Raw genomic sequence first — 18470 nt, 5'->3', positions numbered from 1 at the left:
CGTCAGGCCGCGCGCAGGCGCTTGCGCGCCAATCCGCGCTCCAGCCGGCCCGCCAGGCGCGACAAAATAAAGCACGGCACGAAATACAAGGCGGCCAGCACCAGGAATGTCTGCAGCGTATACGCGGTTTCCATACTGTTGACCTGCTGGGCGGCGAAGGTCACTTCCTGGACGCCGATCACGTACACGATGGACGTGGCCTTGATGGTCGACACGAATTGGTTGACCAGCGAAGGGATCATGTTGGCCAGCGCCTGCGGCAGGATGACGTGGCGCATGGATTTCGCGTAGTTCAGGCCGACCGCCCGCGCGGCCTCGGTCTGGCCCGGCGGCAACCCCTCCAGGCCGGCGCGCACGATCTCTCCCAGAAAGGCCGATTCGTACAGCACGATGGCGCACAGCGCGGTAGCGAAGGCCGGCACGGTCGCGCCGGTCAGCACCGGCAGGACGAAATACGCCCAGAAGATGATCATGATCAGCGGCACGCCGCGGAAGGCGTATACCCACGCGGTGGCGGGCCAGCGCAGGACGCGCACGCCGCTGGTGCGGGCCAGCCCCAGGCAAATCGCCAGCGGAAAGGAGATCGCCAGGCCGGCGCCCGCCAGGATCAGCGTCGCGGCGAAGCCGCCCAGCGGTCCTCGCGGCCACGCGCCCACCAGGAACATCAGGCCATAGTCATGCAGGATCTGCCACATGGCTCATCTCCTGAAAGCGGGCGGATAACGCCTGCCGAACCAAGCGCCCAGGCCCATGAGTGCCAGCGAGGCGGCCAGATACAAAGCGGTCGACACGGCGAACACCTCGAAGGAGCGGAAGGTCGCGTTCTCGATCGCCTTTACCTGGTAGGTCAGTTCGCCCACGCCGATCACCATCGCCAGGCTGGTGTCCTTGAACAGGATCAGCGAACGGTTGATCAAGGGCGGCACCGCGATGCGGACTGCCTGCGGCAGCATGACGTGGCGCAGCGCGCCCCAGCCGCTCAGGCCGACGGAACGGGCCGCTTCCACCTGCGTCCCGGGGATGGCGCGCAGCCCCGCGCGGATATCCTCTGACATGAAGCCGCTGACGTTCAGGCTCAGGGCGATCAGGCCGAACAGGAACTCCGTATCGCCGCGATTGATCCACAGGCGCAAGCCTTCCGGCAGGATCTGCGGCATGCCGAAGTACCAAACCATGATCTGCACCACGGTGGGCACGTTGCGGTGGTATTCGACGAAGGCCGTGACCGCCAGCTGCAGCGGGCGCCAGGGAACCGCGCGCAGCACGACCAGCAGCAGCGCGATCAGGAGCCCCAGCACCCATGCGCCCGCGAACAGGCGCACCGTGGTGAGGGCGCCCGCCAGCAGCGTGGCGCCGTAGTTGCCGCCGGTCAGGAAAGCGAAATCGAAATGCATGACGCTTCCAGGCCGCCCTACTCGGCGTCGACCGGCTCGACCTTGAAGGTGCGGGTCAGCTTGTAGATCGAGCCCGTGCCCAGCCACTTGTCGTACATGGCATCCAGCCTGCCGTCCTTGTCCATATCCCGGATCACCTTATTCACGGCGGCCAGCAGCTTGGGATTGCCCTTGTTGACGACGACGCCGATATGTTCGACGTAGGTGGCTTCGGGCAGCAGTACCGCCGGCGTGCCGGCCTTCTGCGAATCCAGCTCGAAGCGCTTCAATATCAGCTCTCCCGCCGTGAAGCCGTCCACTTTCTGGTTCTGCAGTCCCAGGTAGCAGGACGCCACGTCCTGGAAGGACAGCACCTGCGAATTCGGCAGCACCCGCGCGGCGATGGCCGCCGCGCTGGACCCCTTGGAGGCGCAAATCTTGTGGCCGGCCAGATCCTTCAACGACGAGATCCCGGAGTCCTTGCGCACCAGCACCTTGATGCTGCCCTGCAGGTATTGCAGGCTGTAGTCGACCTGCTGCGCCCGCTCCGGCAGGTAGGCCATGGAACCGGCGACCACGTCGACACGGTTCATCTTCAGCTCCGGAATACGCGCCTCGGTCGACAGCGGCTTGTGCTCCAGCGCCACGCCCAGTCCCTTGGCGAGCGCCGCGCACATGTCGACGTCGTAGCCGACGAAGCTGCGCGTGGCGGTGTCCTGGTACGCGTAGGGCACGCTCGCGCTCTGCGTGCCGCAGATCAGCTTGCCGCGCGCCTTGACCTCGTCCAGCGCGTCGGCGTGGGCGAGTGTGGCGCCCAGCGTGGCGGCCGCGGCGAACAGGTACAGAGTAGTTTTCATCGTTGCTTCCCCTCGGTGATTGGCGCCGGACCGGCCGGCGGTGCGTTTCAGTCCTGGTCCGGATGGACTGGAAAACGGAAGATCGACCGCTCCTGTTCGTCGATCTGGTGAATGAGGTTGGTTTCCCACGCCAGATACTGGCGCGCGGCGGCCTTGTTGCCGTCGTGGCGGTCGTGCACGAAGAACAGGTAGTCGATGCAGTCTTCGTCGGCCGGCACGTCGTCGCCCGCCTCCATCGGCAGGCCGGCGCCGCGCCATGCCTGCGGCCCGTCCAGGTTCGCCGGCACCTGGGCGAACCCCATGCCGGCCAACTCGCGCGCCGCCAGCGCCGCCACCGGCGGATCGGCGGCCAACAGGACGATCCGTGCGTCCGCCGGCAGGTCCAGGGCATCCATGCGCGGCCGTATCGTCCAGCGCGCGCCGGCGATATGCGCCTTCCTGTAGGCCATGCCGGGACGCACGTCCAGGAACACGGCGCCGTCGCGCAGGGCGGCGGCCAGATCGGCGGTCGCGATCGCCGGCGGCGCGGGCAAGCGGACCTGCGGCACCGGCGCCGCCACATCCGCCGCCACGCCCTCCGCCAGCACATAGACGTCCCAGCCCATCTGGCGCAGCCAGCTCGCCACCACGGGCGCGCGCACGCCTTCGTCGTCGGCCACCACCACGCGCGCATTGCGCACGCCGATGTACTGGTCCGTGGACTGGATCAGTTGTCCGCCCGGGGTATGCTGCGCGCCGGCCAGCGTGCCGGCCGCGTATTCTTCTTCCGTCCGGACGTCGCACAGATAGGTGGTGCGGCCGGCATCGGCCAGCCACTCGCGCACCTGCGCGGCATCGACGGTGGCGACGCCATGCCGCTGTGCCAGGGCTTGCGCACGCTCGCGCAGCACCGGCAGCGCATCGCCCGAAATCGCGTCGGCGTACTTGCGCTGCGAACCGTGTTCCAGCGGCAGGTCCGCCAGGTACCACCCCTGGGTGCCGTTTTCCAGCGCCAGCACCGGGTTCGGCACGCCCAGGTCGATCAGCGTCTGCGCGCCGATGATGCTGCGCGTGCGACCCGCGCAGTTGACGACGATCGTCGTATCGGCGTCGGGCACCAGGTCCTGGACGCGCAATGCGAGTTCGCCGTTGGGGCAGCAAATGCCGCCCGGAATGTTCATCTTCCGGTACTCGGTGTAGGGCCGGCCGTCCAGCACGACCAGCTTGTCGCCGCCGCGCTGCCGGTCGGCCAGCTCGGTGGCGCTGATACGTGGCGTGTGGTGCATGTGTTCCGCCAGCTCGCCGAAGGTCTTGCTGGGCAGGTTGACCCCGGCGAACAGGGTATAGCCCGCGGCGCGCCAGGCCGGCGCACCGCCTTGCAGGACATGGACATCCGTATAGCCCAGCGCACGCAGGGCCGCCGCCGCGCGTGGCGCCACGCCGTCGCCGGCATCGAAGGCCACCAGGCGGGCACCGCGGCGCGGCAGCAGGCGCGGTGCTTCGGCCTCCAGCCGGCTGTACGGCAGCGACACCGCCAGGAAGGGATGCCCTTCCCCGTATTGACCATGTTCGCGGACGTCCAGCAGGCCGATTTCGGCGCCGTCATGCAGCCAGCGCTTGAGCGTCGGCGCATCGATGCTCGGTATGGACGAAATATCGGTAGGAAGCTGCGTCATGGGGCTCTGCAAGAAATCGAGGAAAAAGCATCCCCCTCACGCCGCGCGGACGCGGCGTGCCGGGATGGGTAGTCGTAGCGCGGCGCGCGTGGCGCCGGGGCCTAGCGCCGGAGCGCGGTCATGGCCTGCTCCAGATCGGCGATCAGGTCTTCGGGATCTTCCAGGCCAATATGCAGGCGCAGGATCGCCCCGCGCCCCGACCAGTCCGAAACGGTCCGCGCGCGCGCCATATTGACGGGCACGCACAGGCTTTCGAAGCCGCCCCAGGACGCGCCCAGCCCGAACAAACGGAAGGCGTCGATCATGCGTTCGACGTCGGCGTCATCGATGCCGCGCGCGAACTCGATGGACAGCAGGCCGTTGGTCCCGCTGCAATCGCGCTTCCAGAGAGCATGGCCGGGATCGTCGGGCAGGGCCGGACACAACACGCGCGCCACTTCGGCGCGTCCCTGCAGCCATTCGGCGACGCGCAACGCATGGCGGGCGTGCATCGCCAGCCGCGCCGCCATGGACCGCATGCCGCGCAGCACCAGGTACGCATCGTCGGCGCCCACGGTCTGGCCCATGTCCACGGTGGTCCGCTCCAGCGGCGCCCAGGCGCGTTCGGTCGTGACGACCGTGCCCATCATCACGTCCGCGTGGCCGCCCAGGTATTTGGTCGCGGCGGTAACGGAAATATCGGCGCCCAGGGCCAGGGGCCGGTACAACAGGCCCGAACCCCAGGTGTTGTCCACGGCCAGCCAGCAATCGTGGCGATGCGCCAATTCCGCGACCGCCGGCAGATCCATCATCTCGTAGACCAGGGAACCGGGACATTCCGCGTAGATCATGCGGGTGTTGGGACGGATCCGGTCCGGCAGATCGCTGCCGTCGGGCCGGTAATAGCTGAACTCGATTCCCCAGCGCGACAACTGGTCCGCGCAGAACCGGCGCACCGGCTCGTACACCGCATCGGTGATCAGGACGTGATCGCCCGCCTTCAGATAGGCCAGCATCACCACCGCGATGGCGGCCTGCCCCGTGGGATACATCTTGGCGCGATACCCGCCTTCCAGCTCGACCAGCGCGTCTTCCAGCGCATACGTGCTGTCCGTGCCGCGTGCACCGTAGGACAGCAGCCGTTCCTGGTCGCGGCGGGCGCGCGTGTCGCGCCACTGCCCCACGCTGTCGAAAACATACGTGCTGGCGCGCGTCACGGGCGTGTTGATCCAGCCGCGATGCGGCCGCCCGGCACGCAGCAGGCGCGTGCCCGGCTTGTATTGTTCTTCCATGGCCCCGGTTCCCGTCAGCGGCGCGTCTGGACGCCGATCGGCATCACCTGGCAGGTCCCGGCCTCCAGGTCGAAGGACAAGCGTTCCGTCAGCGTTTCCAGCGCGCGGCCATACATGTGCAGATGGCGGATCACGCTGTCGCCGCGGATTTCCACGGCGTGGATGTCTTCGGGCATCAGGGCGATGCCGGAACCGGGCTCGACCACTACGGTGTCTTTCTTCGCCAGGCGTCCCACGCCGGGCTCCTTGCCATCGTCCAGCCTGTCGTAGACGTAGTTGTATTCGACGCCTTCGACGGCCGCGATGCATGCCCAGGTCGTATGGTCGTGCGGGACGATTTTCTTGCCTGGGCGCATCACGTTAAGGTACAGGGCATATTCCTTGTCGGGCGTTTCGCTGATCAGGTAGCGCGCCTGGCGTTCGTCGCCCTCCGGCGCCGGATAGCGGTCCGCATCCCACCAGTCGCGATGGCTGGCCAGACCGATCACCGTGCGCAGGATGTCATCCAGGCTGTCGCGGTTCAGCCCCTGGGTTCGTACAGTATTCTTTATGTTTTCAATCGCCAGCGTGATGTCCTGGTCATGCGGATGCGGGCTGCCCATGCGGAAAAACTCCTGTAATGAAGCGATTTCGTTGGTACTCTACGGCCATGCACGCTTCGTGACAAATTAAATTGCCTTAATAACTCATTAGCATGCGTAATATGTAGGAGACCGTATGCGGAATCTGGATCTCGACCTGCTCCGCACCCTGGCGGCGATCGATCAGGCCCAGACCTTTTCGGGCGCGGCCGAGCGTCTGCACAAGACCCAATCCGCCATCACCCAGCAGATGCAGCGCCTGGAAAACCTGGTCGGGCTGCCGCTGTTCGAGAAACAAGGACGCAACAAGCTGCTGTCGCCCCATGGACGCAAGCTGGTGGACTATGCGCGGCACATGCTGGCCATCAACGACGAGGCGATGCGCGCCATGCAGGACGGCCAGCTGGAAGGCGAACTGCGCCTGGGCTCGCCGCATGACGTGGCCGATACGATCCTGCCCACCGTGCTGACGCACATCACGCGCTGGTCGCCGCGTGTCAGGCTGGAAATACGCGTGGACCGCAGCCCATTCCTGATGAACGCATTGCGCGCGGGAGAGCTGGACCTGTGCATATCGACGCGCTTCGATCCGGCCTACGAAGGGGTGGTGCTGCGCACCTCGCCCACGGCCTGGATCGCCTCCGCGGCCTATGTGCACGATGCCGGCGCGCCGGTGCCGCTGGTACTGGCCGACGAACCCAGCCTCTTTCGCCGCCTGGCGCTGAATGCGCTCGAACAGGCGCGCGTGCCCTGGCAGACGAACTACGTCGCGCCGAACCTGGTGGGCATCCGCGCGGCGGTGCGCGCGGGCCTGGGCGTTACGGCGCGCAGCATCGAGTTCCTGGGACCGGATATGCGGGTGCTGGGGGAAAAGGACGGCTTGCCGCCGCTGCCCGACGCCAATTACTTCCTGTGGATGCGGGGCGACTCGATCAACCCGCTTACCCGCTATGTGTTCGACATGCTGATTGCCAAGATGGGCCTGACCGACCGCGGCACGCCCGCGGCAAGCGTGCAGGCGCGGCAGTTTTAAGCAGGCCGCCGGCGCGAGCCGAATCCGCCGCCCCCGGCGGACTCCATCAACACCCGGTCGCCGGGCTTGAGCACGCGCTGCTCCGTCGGGTCCGTTTCCGCTCCGTTGATCACCAGCCGTCCGCGCTGCCCCGGCTGGCCGCCGTGCAGCCCGGGCGGCGGGTGCTTCAGGCGCGTCATCAGGAACGAGGTCGCCACGCTGGAGGCCTCCGGCGTGATTTCGAACTCGAAAGTCAGGCCGTCGCCCCCGCGCTGCTGCCCTTCGCCGCCGCTGCCGCGGCGTATCTCGCGCCGATGCACCAGGATGGGAGCCAGGCTCTCCATCATTTCCACCGGCGTATTGCCCAGATTGGCCGGAAAGGAAATGGCGGACAAGCCGTCGCGGGAGGCCGTCGCGCCCTGGCCGCCATTGATGAAATTGACCACGTTGAAGGGCCGGTCGCGATAGCGGCCGAACATCGTCACGGAGGAATTCGCCGACCCCGATGCCCAGACCCGCTCGGGCAATACCTCGGCCAGCGCGAGGAAAATCGCGGGCGACAGCATGTGGCCTATCGCGCCCCGCCCGCCCGAGGCCGCCGGATAGGTGGGATTCAGGATGGACCCGAGCGGCGCCTGCGTGGTGATCGGCAGGAACCCGCCTTCGTTGTTCGGCACTTCCGGACACAGCAGCGCCTTGATCGGATACGCGGAATAGGCGAAGGCGTATATGGGCACCACATTGACGGCGCGCGGCTGCTGCGGGCTGGAGCCCGCGTAGTCGATGGCAATGGTGTCGTCCGCCACGGTCAGCCGGCAATGGATGCGTATGGGCTCCTCGAACCCGTCGTGCAGCACCTCGGATTCGTACGTGCCGTCCGGCAAGGCCGAGATGGCCTCGCGCATCGCCGTTTCCGAGCGCAGGCGGATGGCCGCGCCCAGCGCGTCCAGATCCACGGATTCCAGCAACGGCAGCAGCCTTTCCTCCATCATGCGGCAGGCGCTGACCTGCGCCCAGATGTCGCCCATGCCTTGTTCCGGCACGCGGATGTTCTGGCTGATCATGTCCACCAGCGTCTCGTTGACCCGCCCCGCGTCCATCAGCTTGAGCAGCGGAATCTGCAGCCCCTCTTCGTAGATCTCGCGGTTGGCGTTGCTGCGCAGCCGCCCGCCGATGTCCGGCAGGTGCGATACCAACGCCGCGAAGGCCACCAGCCGGCCCCGGAAGAAGAGGGGCATGACGGTATTGACGTCGTGGATGTGGCCGGTGCCCATCCAGGGATCGTTGGTGATCAGCACGTCCCCCGGCTTGAGGGTGTCCGCGGGATATTTGCGCAGGAAGTGCTTGACCGTCGCCGGCAGGCTGCCGATGAACGAGGGGATGCTCATCGTCGATTGGGCCAGCGAACGTCCCTGCGCGTCGGTCAGCACGACGGCGAAATCGTTGGCGTCGCGCACCAGCGTCGAAAAGCAGGTGCGCACGAAGGCGGTGGATGCTTCATCGACGATGCTGATCAGCCTGCGCCAGAGTATCTCCAGCTCGATCGGATCGAAGCGCCGCGGCGGCTGGCCTGCGGTCTCGGGAAGGGCGCCATGGACATCGGCCGGCATCATTCGAACTCCTTCAAGGCAACCGAGACAGTCAGATCGGGCAGGATGTCGACCTCTGCCCGCACGGGCACGACCAGGGTGGACTCGCGTTCCTCCAGCACCAGCGGGCCCGCCAGGCGCGTGCCGGGGCTTAGCGCATAGCGGTCGTACACATCGACGGCCCCGAACGCCCGCTGCAGGGGCAGATAGATCTCGCGCCGGCGCGGCTTGCCGGCACCCGCGCCCTGTCCGCGGCGGTCGCCCCAATGGAAAGTGCGAGCGACCGATGGCGAGCGCCCGGTCAGGCGCCAGGTCAGGACCTGCGGTCGGGCGCCCGGCACCAGATGGCCATACAGGGTTTCGTAGCGCCGCTCGAAGGCCTGGCGCAGCACCTGGCCCGCCTCCCGGCCGAACACCTGCCACGGCAGCGACACGGTCACATTGTCCCCCTGCCCGTAGTAGCGCATTTCCGCGCCTATCGTCCATTGCAAGTCCCGCGCGCGGGCGCCGGCCGCCTCCAGTTCGGCCTCCGCCTCGGCCAGCAACCGCGTCAGGCGCCCGTTGACGTCACGCCAGTCGATTTCCTCCAGCAATGCCGGCTGCGACCAGGAGCGGTCCGCTCGCGCCGGTGCCGCCAGCATCCCCAGGCAGGATCCGGCGCCCGCGGCGATGGTGGCAAGAAGCCGCGGGATGCGCAGCTTGCGCGCGACCCCCGCGGCGTGCACGGGCCCGGCGCCGCCGGTTGCGACGAAGGTAAAATCGCGCGGGTCATGGCCTTTTTCCGCGATGTGGATGCGCGCGGCGCTGGCCATGTTTTCGTTGACCATATCGTGGATGCCCCACGCCACATCCAGCGGCTCCATGCCCAGGCGGTCCGCGAGGCGCCCCATTCCCTCCAGGGCCAGGTCCTTGCGCAGGCGCATTTCACCGCCGAGGAAATTGTCCGGGTTCAGGTAGCCCAGCACCAGGTCCGCGTCGGTGACGGTGACCTCGGTACCTCCGTTGCCATAACAGATGGGCCCGGGCTGGGAGCCCGACGATTCCGGACCGATGTTCAGCAGGCCCATGCGATTGAGGTGGGCGATGGAACCGCCGCCCGCGCCGATTTCGATCAGGTCGATGCTGGGGATCAGGATGGGCAATCCGGAGCCGCGCTTGAATCGGTGCACGCGCGCGCATTCGAAGCTGTGCGCGATCGGCGGCTCTCCTTCCGCCACCACGCAGGCCTTGGCCGTGGTGCCGCCCATGTCGAAGGCCAGCACCCGCTGCAAATCCTGCGCGCGCGCGGTATTCAAGGCCGACAGCACGCCGGCGGCCGGTCCCGACTCCAACAGGAAGATCGGCGTATGCGCGGCCGATCGCGCCGATGTGAAACCGCCGCTGGACACCATGATGCGCAAGGGCACGCCGCGTTGCACCGTGTCCACGCGCGATTCCAGCTGACGCAGGTAATCGGCCACGATGGGCTTGACGTAGGCGTTCGCCGCCACGGTCGAGGTCCGCTCGAATTCCTTCACTTCGCGCGCCAGATCGGCGGACAGGGAAACTTCCACGCCGGGCAGCGCGGATTGCAGGTAGGCGCCGGTTTCCCGCTCGTGTTCGTCGTTCAGGTAGGAATGCAGCAGCGATACCGCTACGGAGCGCACGCCCAGCGTGCGGACATCGGCAGCGATGCGGTCGAGTTCCGCCTGGTTCAGCGCCACCAACACCTGGCCGGAAGCGTTCAGCCTTTCGTTGGCCTGCACGCGCCGCCCGGCGTCGATCAGCGGCCGCGGCAGAACCAATTCCAGGTCGTATAGGTCGTAGCGCCATTCCCGGCCGATATCCAGCGCGTCGCGCATGCCCTGCGTCGTCACCAGCGCGGTATCCACCCCCTTGCGCTCGATCAGCGTATTGGTCACCAGCGTCGTGCCGTGCACGACCTCGTCCAGCACGCAGGCGCCGTCGGCGCTCGCCTGCTCCAGCAGATTGGCAATGACGGCCGACACCGCGACGCCGGGATCATCCGGCGTGGTCAGGGTCTTGCCCACCCAGATGCAGCCGTCGGATTCCCGCGTCGCCACGCCGTCGGTAAATGTGCCGCCGATGTCGACGGCAATGCGCAGCTTCCGCGCCCCCGCCTGCCCGGACTGCGATTCGATTTTCCCCAAGTTCCCGCTCCTTCAAGCCGTGAGGGCACGCCGGCCCGGGCGGACGCGACCGGATCGGCGTCCTGCCCGATGCATCGATGCTTCCTTTCGCCTTCTCCGCATTCGCCGGACGGCAAAAAAATGATAAGTACCGCCCATTCACCACTACAAATGAAAAATTCGGGTTGATTGATTCGTACCGCCTATATATTCTGTGCGAGCGACTCAACTCCGCCGGTATCCCACCATGTCGACCATCATCACGTTGCGCCACCTGCGCAGCTTCGTCGCCGTCGCCGATACGGGTTCGTTCACGCGCGCCGCCGAACGCCTCTTCCTGACACAGTCCTCGCTCAGCTCGACCATCCACCAGCTGGAGGAAGACGTCGGCATCAAGCTGTTCGACCGCACCACGCGCAGCGTGACCCTGACTCCCGCCGCGATGCACCTGCACCAGCAGGCCAAGGCGCTGCTGCTGCAATTCGATGCCATGGTCAGCGACCTGCGCGCGGTAGCGCTGCGCCAGCATGGACACCTGCGCATCGCCGCCGCGCCCTCTATCGTCGCCTGGCTGCTGATACCCTCGCTGCCGCGTTTCCAGGCCGAATATCCCCACGTCACCCTATCCGTGCGCGAAGCGGGTTCGGCGGAAATCGAACGCCGCGTGCGCGATGGCGAAGTGGACTTCGGCATCACCAGCCGCCTGTCCGACTACGCCGACCTCGAATACACCCTGCTGCTGCGCGACCGCTACGGCGTCGTATGCAGCCCGGATCATCCGCTGGCCACGGCGACCGCCTCGATAGGCTGGTCGCAGGTATCGCCCTACCGGCAGGACCTGGTGGGCCTGGCCTCGGACACGCAGATCGGCAGCCTGCATCGCCGCACGCTGCAGGACTTCGACCTGGCCGAACATCGCGAAGAGGTATCGAGCTCCACCTCGCTGTATCCCATGCTGATGCTGGGCCGCCGCCTGTGCATACTGCCCCGCCTGACGGCACTGACGCATCAGCTGGAGAACCTGCCATTCCAGCCGCTGGAAAACCCGGTGCTGCATCGGGAGCTATTCCTGGTATCGCGCAGCCTGCGCGCCCTGTCCTCGTCGGCGCAGGGATTGCAAGCCGCGCTGGCCGACACCCTGCGCCACCGCAGCCTGCCCGAGGGCATCGAGCAGGCCTGAACGCCCGGCCATCGCCGATCGCGGCATCATGCCCGCGCATTCAAGGCCCGTATCTCCTCGCGCCGCTTCAGCCACCAGGCATAGTCGGTCGGCAACAGATCCAGCGGTTCGGTCACGCCCAGCGCGCGCGCCGCCTGCACCGGCCAGTTCGGATTCGCCATCAGTTCGCGGGCCAATGCGATCAGGTCCGCGCTGCCTTCGCGCAGGATGTCCTCGGCGTGCGCGGGCTCCGTAATCAAGCCGACCGCGCACGTCGGCATGCCGGCTTCGCGCCGCACGCGCGCGGCGTACGGTACCTGGTAGCCCGGCGTGCGCGGGACCACGGCCATGTTCAAGGGTCCGTCTATGCCGCCGGACGAACACGTAACGACATCGATGCCGCGCTCGCGCAAGGCGCGGGACAACGCCACCGTATCGTCCATATCCCAGGCCCCGCCTTCGCCATCGACGGCGGAAACGCGGAAGAACACCGGCTTGTCCGCCGGCCACTCTTGCCTGACCGCTTCGGAGATCTCCAATGCCAGCCGCATGCGACCTTGCAGGTCGCCGCCCCACGCGTCGGTACGCCGATTGGCCAGGGGCGACAGGAATTGATGGATCAGATAACCGTGGGCGCCGTGGACCTCGCAGACATCGAAACCCGCATCGATACTGCGGCGTGCCGCGATCCGCCAGGCCTGGATCATCAGACGGATATCGTCCTCGTTCATCTGCGTGGGCACCAGCGCGCCCGGCTTGGCGGGCAGCGGACTGGCCGACACGCCCCGCCAGGGCGGCATGCCGCGTGCCGCGTCTTCTTCGGTCAAGGGCCGAAAGCCCGTCCAGGGCGGACCGCAGGAGGCCTTGCGGCCGGCGTGCCCCAACTGGATGCCGGCGGCCGCGCCCGCCTCGTGGATGAAATCCGTCACGCGGCGGGAAGCCGCCACGTGGCGGTCTTCGTACATGCCCGCGCAACCGTAGGTCTTGCGTCCTCGCGCCTCGACCGCCGTTTCTTCGCAGAACACCAGGCCTGCGCCCCCCATGGCGAACTTGCCCAGATGCACCAGATGCCAGTCCGTGGCGGCGCCGCCGTCCGACTTGTACTGGCACATCGGGGAAACCACCACACGGTTGCGCAGCGTCAGCCGACGCAGGGTATAAGGCGTGAACAGCAGCGGCGTGTCCGCGGTATATGGCGCATCGGCGTTTTCCACATGGGTGCTTCGGGCGATGGAATTTGGCACGTTGATGTTCGGCACGTTGATGTTCGGCACGTTGATGTTCGGTACGTTGACGCTCGGTACGTTGACGCTCGGTACGTTGACGTTCGGTCCGCTGACGCCGGGCATGTCGTCGCGCGGAGGCTCCGCGCGGCTCAGGGCAGTTTGATGCCGCGCTGCTCGATCAGCGTTCCCCACTTGCGGCTCTCCGTCATGGCATAGGCGCGATAAGCCTCTGGCGCCCCGCCGCTCAACTCGAAACCTTGCGCGGCCAGCTGTGCCCGCGTCTGCGGGTCGCGCAGCACATCGTTCAGCACGCCGTTCAGTTTCCGCACCAGTTCCGCCGGCGTCCCCGCCGGCGCGAACAGGCCGAACGTCGTCAGCGACTCGAATCCCGGCGCGCCGGCCTCCGACAACGTGGGCACATCGGGCAATAAATCCGCCCGCCGGGTACCGCTGGTGCCCAGCGCGCGCAGCTTGCCGGCGCGTATCAGGGGTTCGGCCACGCTGATGTCGACGAAGCCCACCTGGGTCTGCCCGCCCAGGATGCCCTGCACCGCGGGGGCGCCGCCGCGATAGGGAACATGCAGCATATCGATGTTCGTCATCGCCATCAGCAGCTCGGTGGCAAGATGGCTGGAACCGCCCACGCCGGAGGACGCATAGCTGATGGCGCCCGGCCGCGCCTTGGCGGCGGCCACCAGGTCCGACAGCGTTTTATACGGCTCGTCGGGGCGCACGCATAGCACCTGCTGGTTCGCGCCTATCATGCCGATGGCGGCGAAGTCCTTTTCCGTGTCGTAAGGCAGCGCGTGGTAGAAATGCGGCGCGATGGCAAAGGTGCTATTGGTGCCCAGCAGCAGCGTATAGCCGTCCCGATCCGCCCGTGCCACCTGGGCGTAACCTATCGTCCCCGTGGCGCCGGGCTTGTTTTCCACGACGACGGCCGTCCCCAGTCGCTTGCCCATGCCCTCGGCCAGTACGCGGCCCAGCATATCGGTCGATCCTCCCACCGACCACGGGACGATCAGCCGGACCGGGCGATCCGGATAGGCGGCACGCGCCGCCGTACCGGAAACGACAAGAACGGCCATACAGGCGGCCGCCGAAAGCAGCGTGCGTATCGATCTGTGCATCCAAGCCCCTTGCGATCGTATCGTCAGGCCCGCCGTCCAGCGTCGCGGCGAACGTTTTTCATGAACTATGAGCGAGCGCCCGCTACGGCGACAAATTAAAAATACGAATGCATTTATCGGCCAGCCCCACGAATCGGCGCGCGCACCGCCCTGTGCGCCACGATAGCGCGGCGTGCACCATGACGCCCCGCCGGGCCGGCGCCCGCTCATCCATCCCGATACAATCGAACCTTTGCGCGGCCGGCGCGGCCACGCCCGTTATTTGCCTGGTGTTAATGGAAAAAAGCGATCTGTCCGGCCACACGCCGATGATGCAGCAATACCTGCGGCTGAAAGCCGAGGCGGGCCCCCTGCTGCTGTTCTACCGCATGGGCGACTTCTATGAGATGTTCTATGAAGACGCCGAACGCGGCGCGCGGCTGCTCAATCTGACCCTGACCAAGCGCGGCGCCTCCAATGGCAGCCCCATCCCCATGGCGGGCGTGCCTGTCCACGCGATGGAGCAATACCTGGCCAAGCTGGTCGCGCTGGGCGAATCGATCGCCATCTGCGAACAGATCGGCGACCCCGCCACGTCCAAGGGGCCGGTCGAACGCCGTATCGTGCGCATCGTCACGCCGGGCACGCTGACCGACGATGCGCTGCTGCCCGCAAAGGCGGACCGCAGCCTGGCCGCGGTGTTTCCCGGCGGCGCGCGCGCGCCCCGCGCCGGCCTGGCCTGGCTGAACCTTGCCAGCGGCGATTTCCACGTCACCGAATGCGCGCCCGGGCAGATCGAATCGGAATTGCACCGCATCGCCCCCGCGGAAATCATCTACCCGGAGGGCACGGAGCTGCGCGTCAGCATCGAGGGCGCGCAGACCCGCGTCCCCGATTGGCATTTCGAGACCGATGGCGCGCGCGCCCACCTGCTGGCGCATTTCCGTACCGATTCCCTGGCGGGATTCGACGTGGAAGACATGCCGGCCGGCGTACGCGCCGCCGGCGCGCTGCTGCGCTACGCCGTGCGTACCCAATCGCAGGCGCTATCGCACGTGCAGGGCATCAGCGTGGAACGCCCCGGGCAGTACGTGCTGATGGACCCGGTCACGCGCCGCAACCTGGAACTCACGCAGACGCTCAGCGGCGAGGAATCGCCCACGCTGTTCTCCATCCTGGACAACTGCCGTACCCCGATGGGCAGCCGGCTGCTGCGGCGCTGGCTGCATCACCCCTTGCGCGACAACACGCCCGTGCGGGAACGCCAGCGGGCCATCGCCGCGCTGCTGGCGGCGCGGCTGGATACGCCGGCCGGACTGGCGGCGGCGCTGCCGCTGGAAACGCTGCGCGACACGCTCAAGCGTTTCCCGGATATAGAACGCATCTCCGCGCGCGTCGCGCTGAAATCCGTGCGGCCGCGCGAACTCGCCAGCCTGCGCGACGCGCTGGCGGAACTGCCGCCGCTGTGCGAGCAGGTTCGCCTGCTGGATAAGGACGGACGCTTCGCGGCGCTCGCCGCGCATTTGTCGCCCGATCCCGCCATTCATACCCTGCTGGCGGGCGCCATCGCCGCCGAGCCGGCCGCGGCCATCCGCGACGGTGGCGTCATCGCCAGCGGCCACGATGGCGATCTGGACGAACTGCGGGCGCTGGCCACCGACGGCGGCGACTTCCTGGTCCAGCTGGAAGCCCGCGAACGCGAGCGCAGCGGCATCCCCAACCTGCGCGTCGAATTCAACCGTGTGCACGGCTTCTACATCGAGGTCAGTAAAGGCCAGGCCGACAAGGTGCCGGAAGACTATCGCCGCCGGCAGACCCTGAAGAACGCCGAACGCTACATCACGCCGGAACTCAAGACCTGGGAAGACCGCGTGCTGTCGGCCCAGGACCGCTCGCTGGCACGGGAGAAGTGGCTGTACGAACAGGTCCTGGAACAGCTGGGCGGCCACGTACGCGCCCTGTCGGATTGCGCGTCCGCCCTGGCCGAACTCGATACACTGGCGGCGCTGGCCGAACACGCGCGGCGCCACGACTGGAATGCTCCCGAGCTTTCCGATGAAGCGGAGATCGATATCGAGGCGGGCCGCCATCCGGTGGTGGAGCGCGCCATCGAACGCTTCACGCCCAACAGCTGCAAACTGGACGCGACGCGCCGCATGCTGCTGATCACAGGCCCGAATATGGGCGGCAAATCCACGTATATGCGGCAGGTCGCGCTTATCGCCCTGCTCGCCCGCACGGGCAGTTTCGTGCCCGCCGCGCGCGCGCGCATCGGCAGGCTGGATCGCATTTTCACCCGCATCGGGGCTGCGGACGACCTGGCGGGCGGCCGCTCCACATTCATGATGGAAATGACCGAGGCCGCCGCCATCCTGGCCGCCAGCACGCCCGCCAGCCTGGTACTGATGGACGAGATCGGCCGCGGCACCTCCACCTACGACGGCCTGGCCCTGGCCTGGGCCATCGCACTGCGCCTGCTGACGCACAACCGCGCGCTGACCTTGTTCGCGACGCATTATTTCGAGATTACCCGCATGCCCGCGGAACAGCCGACGGCCGCCAACGTCCATCTGGCGGCGGCGGAGTCGGCCGGCGGCATCGTCTTCCTGCACGAGGTGCGCGACGGGCCGGCCAGCCGCAGCTATGGGATCCAGGTCGCGCAGCGCGCCGGCGTGCCGGCCGCCGTCATTCGCCAGGCATCGCGCGAACTCGAACGGCTGGAAGCCCAGGGCGCGCCCACGCCGCAACTGGGTTTGTTCGCGGCGGCGGCACAGGCGGACGCGCAATCCGCGGCGCAATTCGCGGCTGCGCAGGAAAGCGAAACGCTGATGTCCCTGCGCGACGCGCTGGCGGACGTCGATCCCGACAGCCTGACGCCGCGCGAAGCCTTGGAAACGCTCTATCGATTGAAGGCGCACCTGCAATGACGGCCGCCGCCCGCCCTGCCCGGGCGTTCCCGGGCAACTCCTATCGTCCCAAGGCATATCGGCCATGACGTTTCCGCATCCGAACCAGCCGCTGGATCTGCTGGGAGGCCGCACGCCGGCCCAGTTCATGAAATCTCACTGGCAGCGCAAGCCGCTGCTGATCCGCCAGGCCATTCCGGGGTTCAAGCCGCCGGTCGGCATCCCGGAGCTGAAGCGGATGGCGCGCCGCGACGACGTCGCATCGCGCCTGATCTGGCGCGAGGACGGGCAATGGCAGATGGAGCCAGGCCCCTTCGCCAGGCTGCCCAAGGCCTCCGAGCCTGACTGGACCTTGCTGGTGCAAAGCGTGGATCTGCATCACGATGCGGCGGCCGAACTGATGCACCGCTTCCGCTTCATTCCCGATGCCCGCCTGGACGACGTGATGATCAGCATCGCGACCGACGGCGGAGGGGTCGGCCCGCACTTCGACAGCTACGATGTCTTCCTGCTGCAGGCCGTGGGGCGCCGCGAATGGCGCATCGGCCGCCAGCGCGATCTGCAGCTGCAGCCGGACCTGCCGCTGAAGATCCTGCGCCGCTTCGAGCCGGAAGCCACCTACGTCCTGGAGCCGGGCGACATGCTGTACCTGCCGCCGCAGGTAGCGCACGACGGTATCGCGCAAGGGGATTGCATGACGATATCGATCGGCTTTCGCGCGCCCGACCAGGCGACGCTGGCGCGTGGCATGCTGGAAGCCGCCGCCGAACAGGTATTGGCGCGCGCCGGCCTGCCCAGCGGACCTTACGGCGAGCCCGCCTTGCCTGGCCCCCGGCTGGCAGGCCGCTATCGGGATCCCGGCCAGACCGCGACGGCGCGGCCAGCCGAACTGCCGGACGGCCTGGCTGCCGCCGCGCTGGATGCCGTCGGCCGCGTCCGTTTCGACGAAGCGCTGGCCCATCGATTCCTGGGTTGCTGGCTGACGGAACCGGGCGCGTCCGCGGTCTTCGATACGCCGGCGGCCGATGGCCCCGACCTCGCGGCCGACTGGCCCGCCGCGGGCACCCTGCGCCTGGACCGCCGCAGCCGCATGCTGTATCGAGGCAAGCAACTGTTCATCAATGGCGAGACGGCGCCGGTAGGCGCCAGCGCTGCCCTGCGCAAGCTGGCGGATGCCAGGCGGCTGGCCTGCGCGGACCCGTCGGCGCGCGGGCTGACCGATGAAGAACGGGAATGCCTGACGCAATGGATGGACGATGGCTGGCTGGTCTACGACCCGGGCGAGTGACACGCGGCAATCCCGCCCCGGCGAGGGGAACCGCGCCCGCGCACACTTCGGCCATCGGCCCGGCTGATCCGCCGGCTCCGGCCAGACGGCAACGGACCCGCCCACGGGCGCCGGGCGCCGGGCACCGGCAGCCACGGCAAGGAAAAGCCGGGCAAAAGTCCTGCATCCGCCCAATGCGGGTATGCCCCACGTCAACGTCCCCTGAAAACCCCGATAAGTTTCCAGACCACACAATTCGGACGCTTTTCCGGCTAAATCGACACATTAGGAAAAACCCTATACATGGGTGCAAGGCTTGTTTCCTTTGTGATTCGC

Annotated in this window: 14 protein-coding genes; 4 read left to right on the top strand and 10 right to left on the bottom strand. The window is 67.5% G+C overall.

What is annotated here, in order from left to right:
* Positions 1-2: 2 nt before the first annotated feature.
* From ACO1P8_RS01855 to ACO1P8_RS01830, 6 genes are all read right to left on the bottom strand, one after another.
* Positions 3-695 (bottom strand): amino acid ABC transporter permease, encoded by a 693-nt coding sequence (locus ACO1P8_RS01855; RefSeq protein WP_486294234.1) that lies wholly within the window; start codon positions 693-695, stop codon positions 3-5.
* A gap of 3 nt (positions 696-698) precedes the next feature.
* Positions 699-1394 (bottom strand): amino acid ABC transporter permease, encoded by a 696-nt coding sequence (locus ACO1P8_RS01850; protein WP_486294233.1) that lies wholly within the window; start codon positions 1392-1394, stop codon positions 699-701.
* Positions 1395-1411: 17 nt separating this feature from the next.
* On the bottom strand, positions 1412-2230 hold the full coding sequence (locus ACO1P8_RS01845) for an ABC transporter substrate-binding protein (protein ID WP_486294232.1): 819 nt from the start codon (positions 2228-2230) through the stop codon (positions 1412-1414).
* A 47-nt stretch (positions 2231-2277) separates the two neighbouring features.
* Positions 2278-3885 carry a rhodanese-like domain-containing protein gene (locus ACO1P8_RS01840; RefSeq protein ID WP_486294231.1) on the bottom strand — a complete coding sequence of 536 codons (1608 nt, stop codon included), beginning with the start codon at positions 3883-3885 and terminating at the stop codon, positions 2278-2280.
* A gap of 101 nt (positions 3886-3986) precedes the next feature.
* Positions 3987-5156, bottom strand: coding sequence for a cystathionine beta-lyase (metC, locus tag ACO1P8_RS01835; protein WP_486294230.1), 1170 nt, complete (start codon positions 5154-5156; stop codon positions 3987-3989).
* 14 nt (positions 5157-5170) lie between these two features.
* A complete protein-coding gene (locus tag ACO1P8_RS01830; RefSeq protein ID WP_486294229.1) occupies positions 5171-5758 on the bottom strand; it encodes a cysteine dioxygenase family protein in 588 nt (195 codons plus the stop codon).
* A gap of 115 nt (positions 5759-5873) precedes the next feature.
* Here ACO1P8_RS01830 and ACO1P8_RS01825 point away from each other — a divergent pair, with 115 nt between their 5' ends.
* Positions 5874-6770: a LysR substrate-binding domain-containing protein gene (locus ACO1P8_RS01825; RefSeq protein ID WP_486294228.1), complete on the top strand. Its 897-nt coding sequence runs from the start codon at positions 5874-5876 to the stop codon at positions 6768-6770.
* Here the strand turns inward: ACO1P8_RS01825 and ACO1P8_RS01820 are convergent.
* Both ACO1P8_RS01820 and ACO1P8_RS01815 read right to left on the bottom strand, forming a co-directional pair.
* Positions 6767-8362 (bottom strand): hydantoinase B/oxoprolinase family protein, encoded by a 1596-nt coding sequence (locus ACO1P8_RS01820; protein ID WP_486294227.1) that lies wholly within the window; start codon positions 8360-8362, stop codon positions 6767-6769. The genes ACO1P8_RS01825 and ACO1P8_RS01820 overlap by 4 nt on opposite strands.
* Positions 8359-10488 carry a hydantoinase/oxoprolinase family protein gene (locus ACO1P8_RS01815; RefSeq protein WP_486294226.1) on the bottom strand — a complete coding sequence of 710 codons (2130 nt, stop codon included), beginning with the start codon at positions 10486-10488 and terminating at the stop codon, positions 8359-8361. The genes ACO1P8_RS01820 and ACO1P8_RS01815 overlap by 4 nt, the downstream gene beginning before the upstream one ends.
* A 226-nt stretch (positions 10489-10714) precedes the next feature.
* Here ACO1P8_RS01815 and ACO1P8_RS01810 point away from each other — a divergent pair, with 226 nt between their 5' ends.
* Positions 10715-11647 carry a LysR family transcriptional regulator gene (locus ACO1P8_RS01810; RefSeq protein ID WP_486294225.1) on the top strand — a complete coding sequence of 311 codons (933 nt, stop codon included), beginning with the start codon at positions 10715-10717 and terminating at the stop codon, positions 11645-11647.
* Between the two features lie 26 nt (positions 11648-11673).
* Here the strand turns inward: ACO1P8_RS01810 and ACO1P8_RS01805 are convergent, their stop codons facing one another.
* Positions 11674-12975 carry an NADH:flavin oxidoreductase/NADH oxidase gene (locus ACO1P8_RS01805; RefSeq protein WP_486294224.1) on the bottom strand — a complete coding sequence of 434 codons (1302 nt, stop codon included), beginning with the start codon at positions 12973-12975 and terminating at the stop codon, positions 11674-11676.
* Between the two features lie 26 nt (positions 12976-13001).
* The gene (locus tag ACO1P8_RS01800; protein WP_486294223.1) at positions 13002-13982 is read right to left on the bottom strand and encodes a Bug family tripartite tricarboxylate transporter substrate binding protein; all 981 of its coding nucleotides are present in this window, start codon (positions 13980-13982) and stop codon (positions 13002-13004) included.
* A gap of 275 nt (positions 13983-14257) precedes the next feature.
* Here ACO1P8_RS01800 and mutS point away from each other — a divergent pair, with 275 nt between their 5' ends.
* Both mutS and ACO1P8_RS01790 read left to right on the top strand, forming a co-directional pair.
* The gene (gene mutS, locus ACO1P8_RS01795) at positions 14258-16888 is read left to right on the top strand and encodes a DNA mismatch repair protein MutS (protein ID WP_486294222.1); all 2631 of its coding nucleotides are present in this window, start codon (positions 14258-14260) and stop codon (positions 16886-16888) included.
* Positions 16889-16952: 64 nt separating this feature from the next.
* Positions 16953-18155 (top strand): ribosomal protein uL16 3-hydroxylase, encoded by a 1203-nt coding sequence (locus ACO1P8_RS01790; RefSeq protein WP_486294221.1) that lies wholly within the window; start codon positions 16953-16955, stop codon positions 18153-18155.
* Positions 18156-18470: the final 315 nt, after the last annotated feature.

Source organism: Bordetella sp. (assembly GCF_057362025.1).
Note: the sequence above shows the minus strand (reverse complement) of the source record. Positions and strands in the feature narration are given on the sequence as shown.

Bases quoted from the DNA above. Each gene is read 5' to 3' on its own strand.
- ACO1P8_RS01855 (WP_486294234.1), bottom strand. From the start codon at position 695: ATGTGGCAGATCCTGCATGACTATGGCCTGATGTTCCTGGTGGGCGCG.
- ACO1P8_RS01850 (WP_486294233.1), bottom strand. From the start codon at position 1,394: ATGCATTTCGATTTCGCTTTCCTGACCGGCGGCAACTACGGCGCCACG.
- ACO1P8_RS01845 (WP_486294232.1), bottom strand. From the start codon at position 2,230: ATGAAAACTACTCTGTACCTGTTCGCCGCGGCCGCCACGCTGGGCGCC.
- ACO1P8_RS01840 (WP_486294231.1), bottom strand. From the start codon at position 3,885: ATGACGCAGCTTCCTACCGATATTTCGTCCATACCGAGCATCGATGCG.
- metC (WP_486294230.1), bottom strand. From the start codon at position 5,156: ATGGAAGAACAATACAAGCCGGGCACGCGCCTGCTGCGTGCCGGGCGG.
- ACO1P8_RS01830 (WP_486294229.1), bottom strand. From the start codon at position 5,758: ATGGGCAGCCCGCATCCGCATGACCAGGACATCACGCTGGCGATTGAA.
- ACO1P8_RS01825 (WP_486294228.1), top strand. From the start codon at position 5,874: ATGCGGAATCTGGATCTCGACCTGCTCCGCACCCTGGCGGCGATCGAT.
- ACO1P8_RS01820 (WP_486294227.1), bottom strand. From the start codon at position 8,362: ATGATGCCGGCCGATGTCCATGGCGCCCTTCCCGAGACCGCAGGCCAG.
- ACO1P8_RS01810 (WP_486294225.1), top strand. From the start codon at position 10,715: ATGTCGACCATCATCACGTTGCGCCACCTGCGCAGCTTCGTCGCCGTC.
- ACO1P8_RS01805 (WP_486294224.1), bottom strand. From the start codon at position 12,975: ATGCCCGGCGTCAGCGGACCGAACGTCAACGTACCGAGCGTCAACGTA.
- ACO1P8_RS01800 (WP_486294223.1), bottom strand. From the start codon at position 13,982: ATGCACAGATCGATACGCACGCTGCTTTCGGCGGCCGCCTGTATGGCC.
- mutS (WP_486294222.1), top strand. From the start codon at position 14,258: ATGGAAAAAAGCGATCTGTCCGGCCACACGCCGATGATGCAGCAATAC.
- ACO1P8_RS01790 (WP_486294221.1), top strand. From the start codon at position 16,953: ATGACGTTTCCGCATCCGAACCAGCCGCTGGATCTGCTGGGAGGCCGC.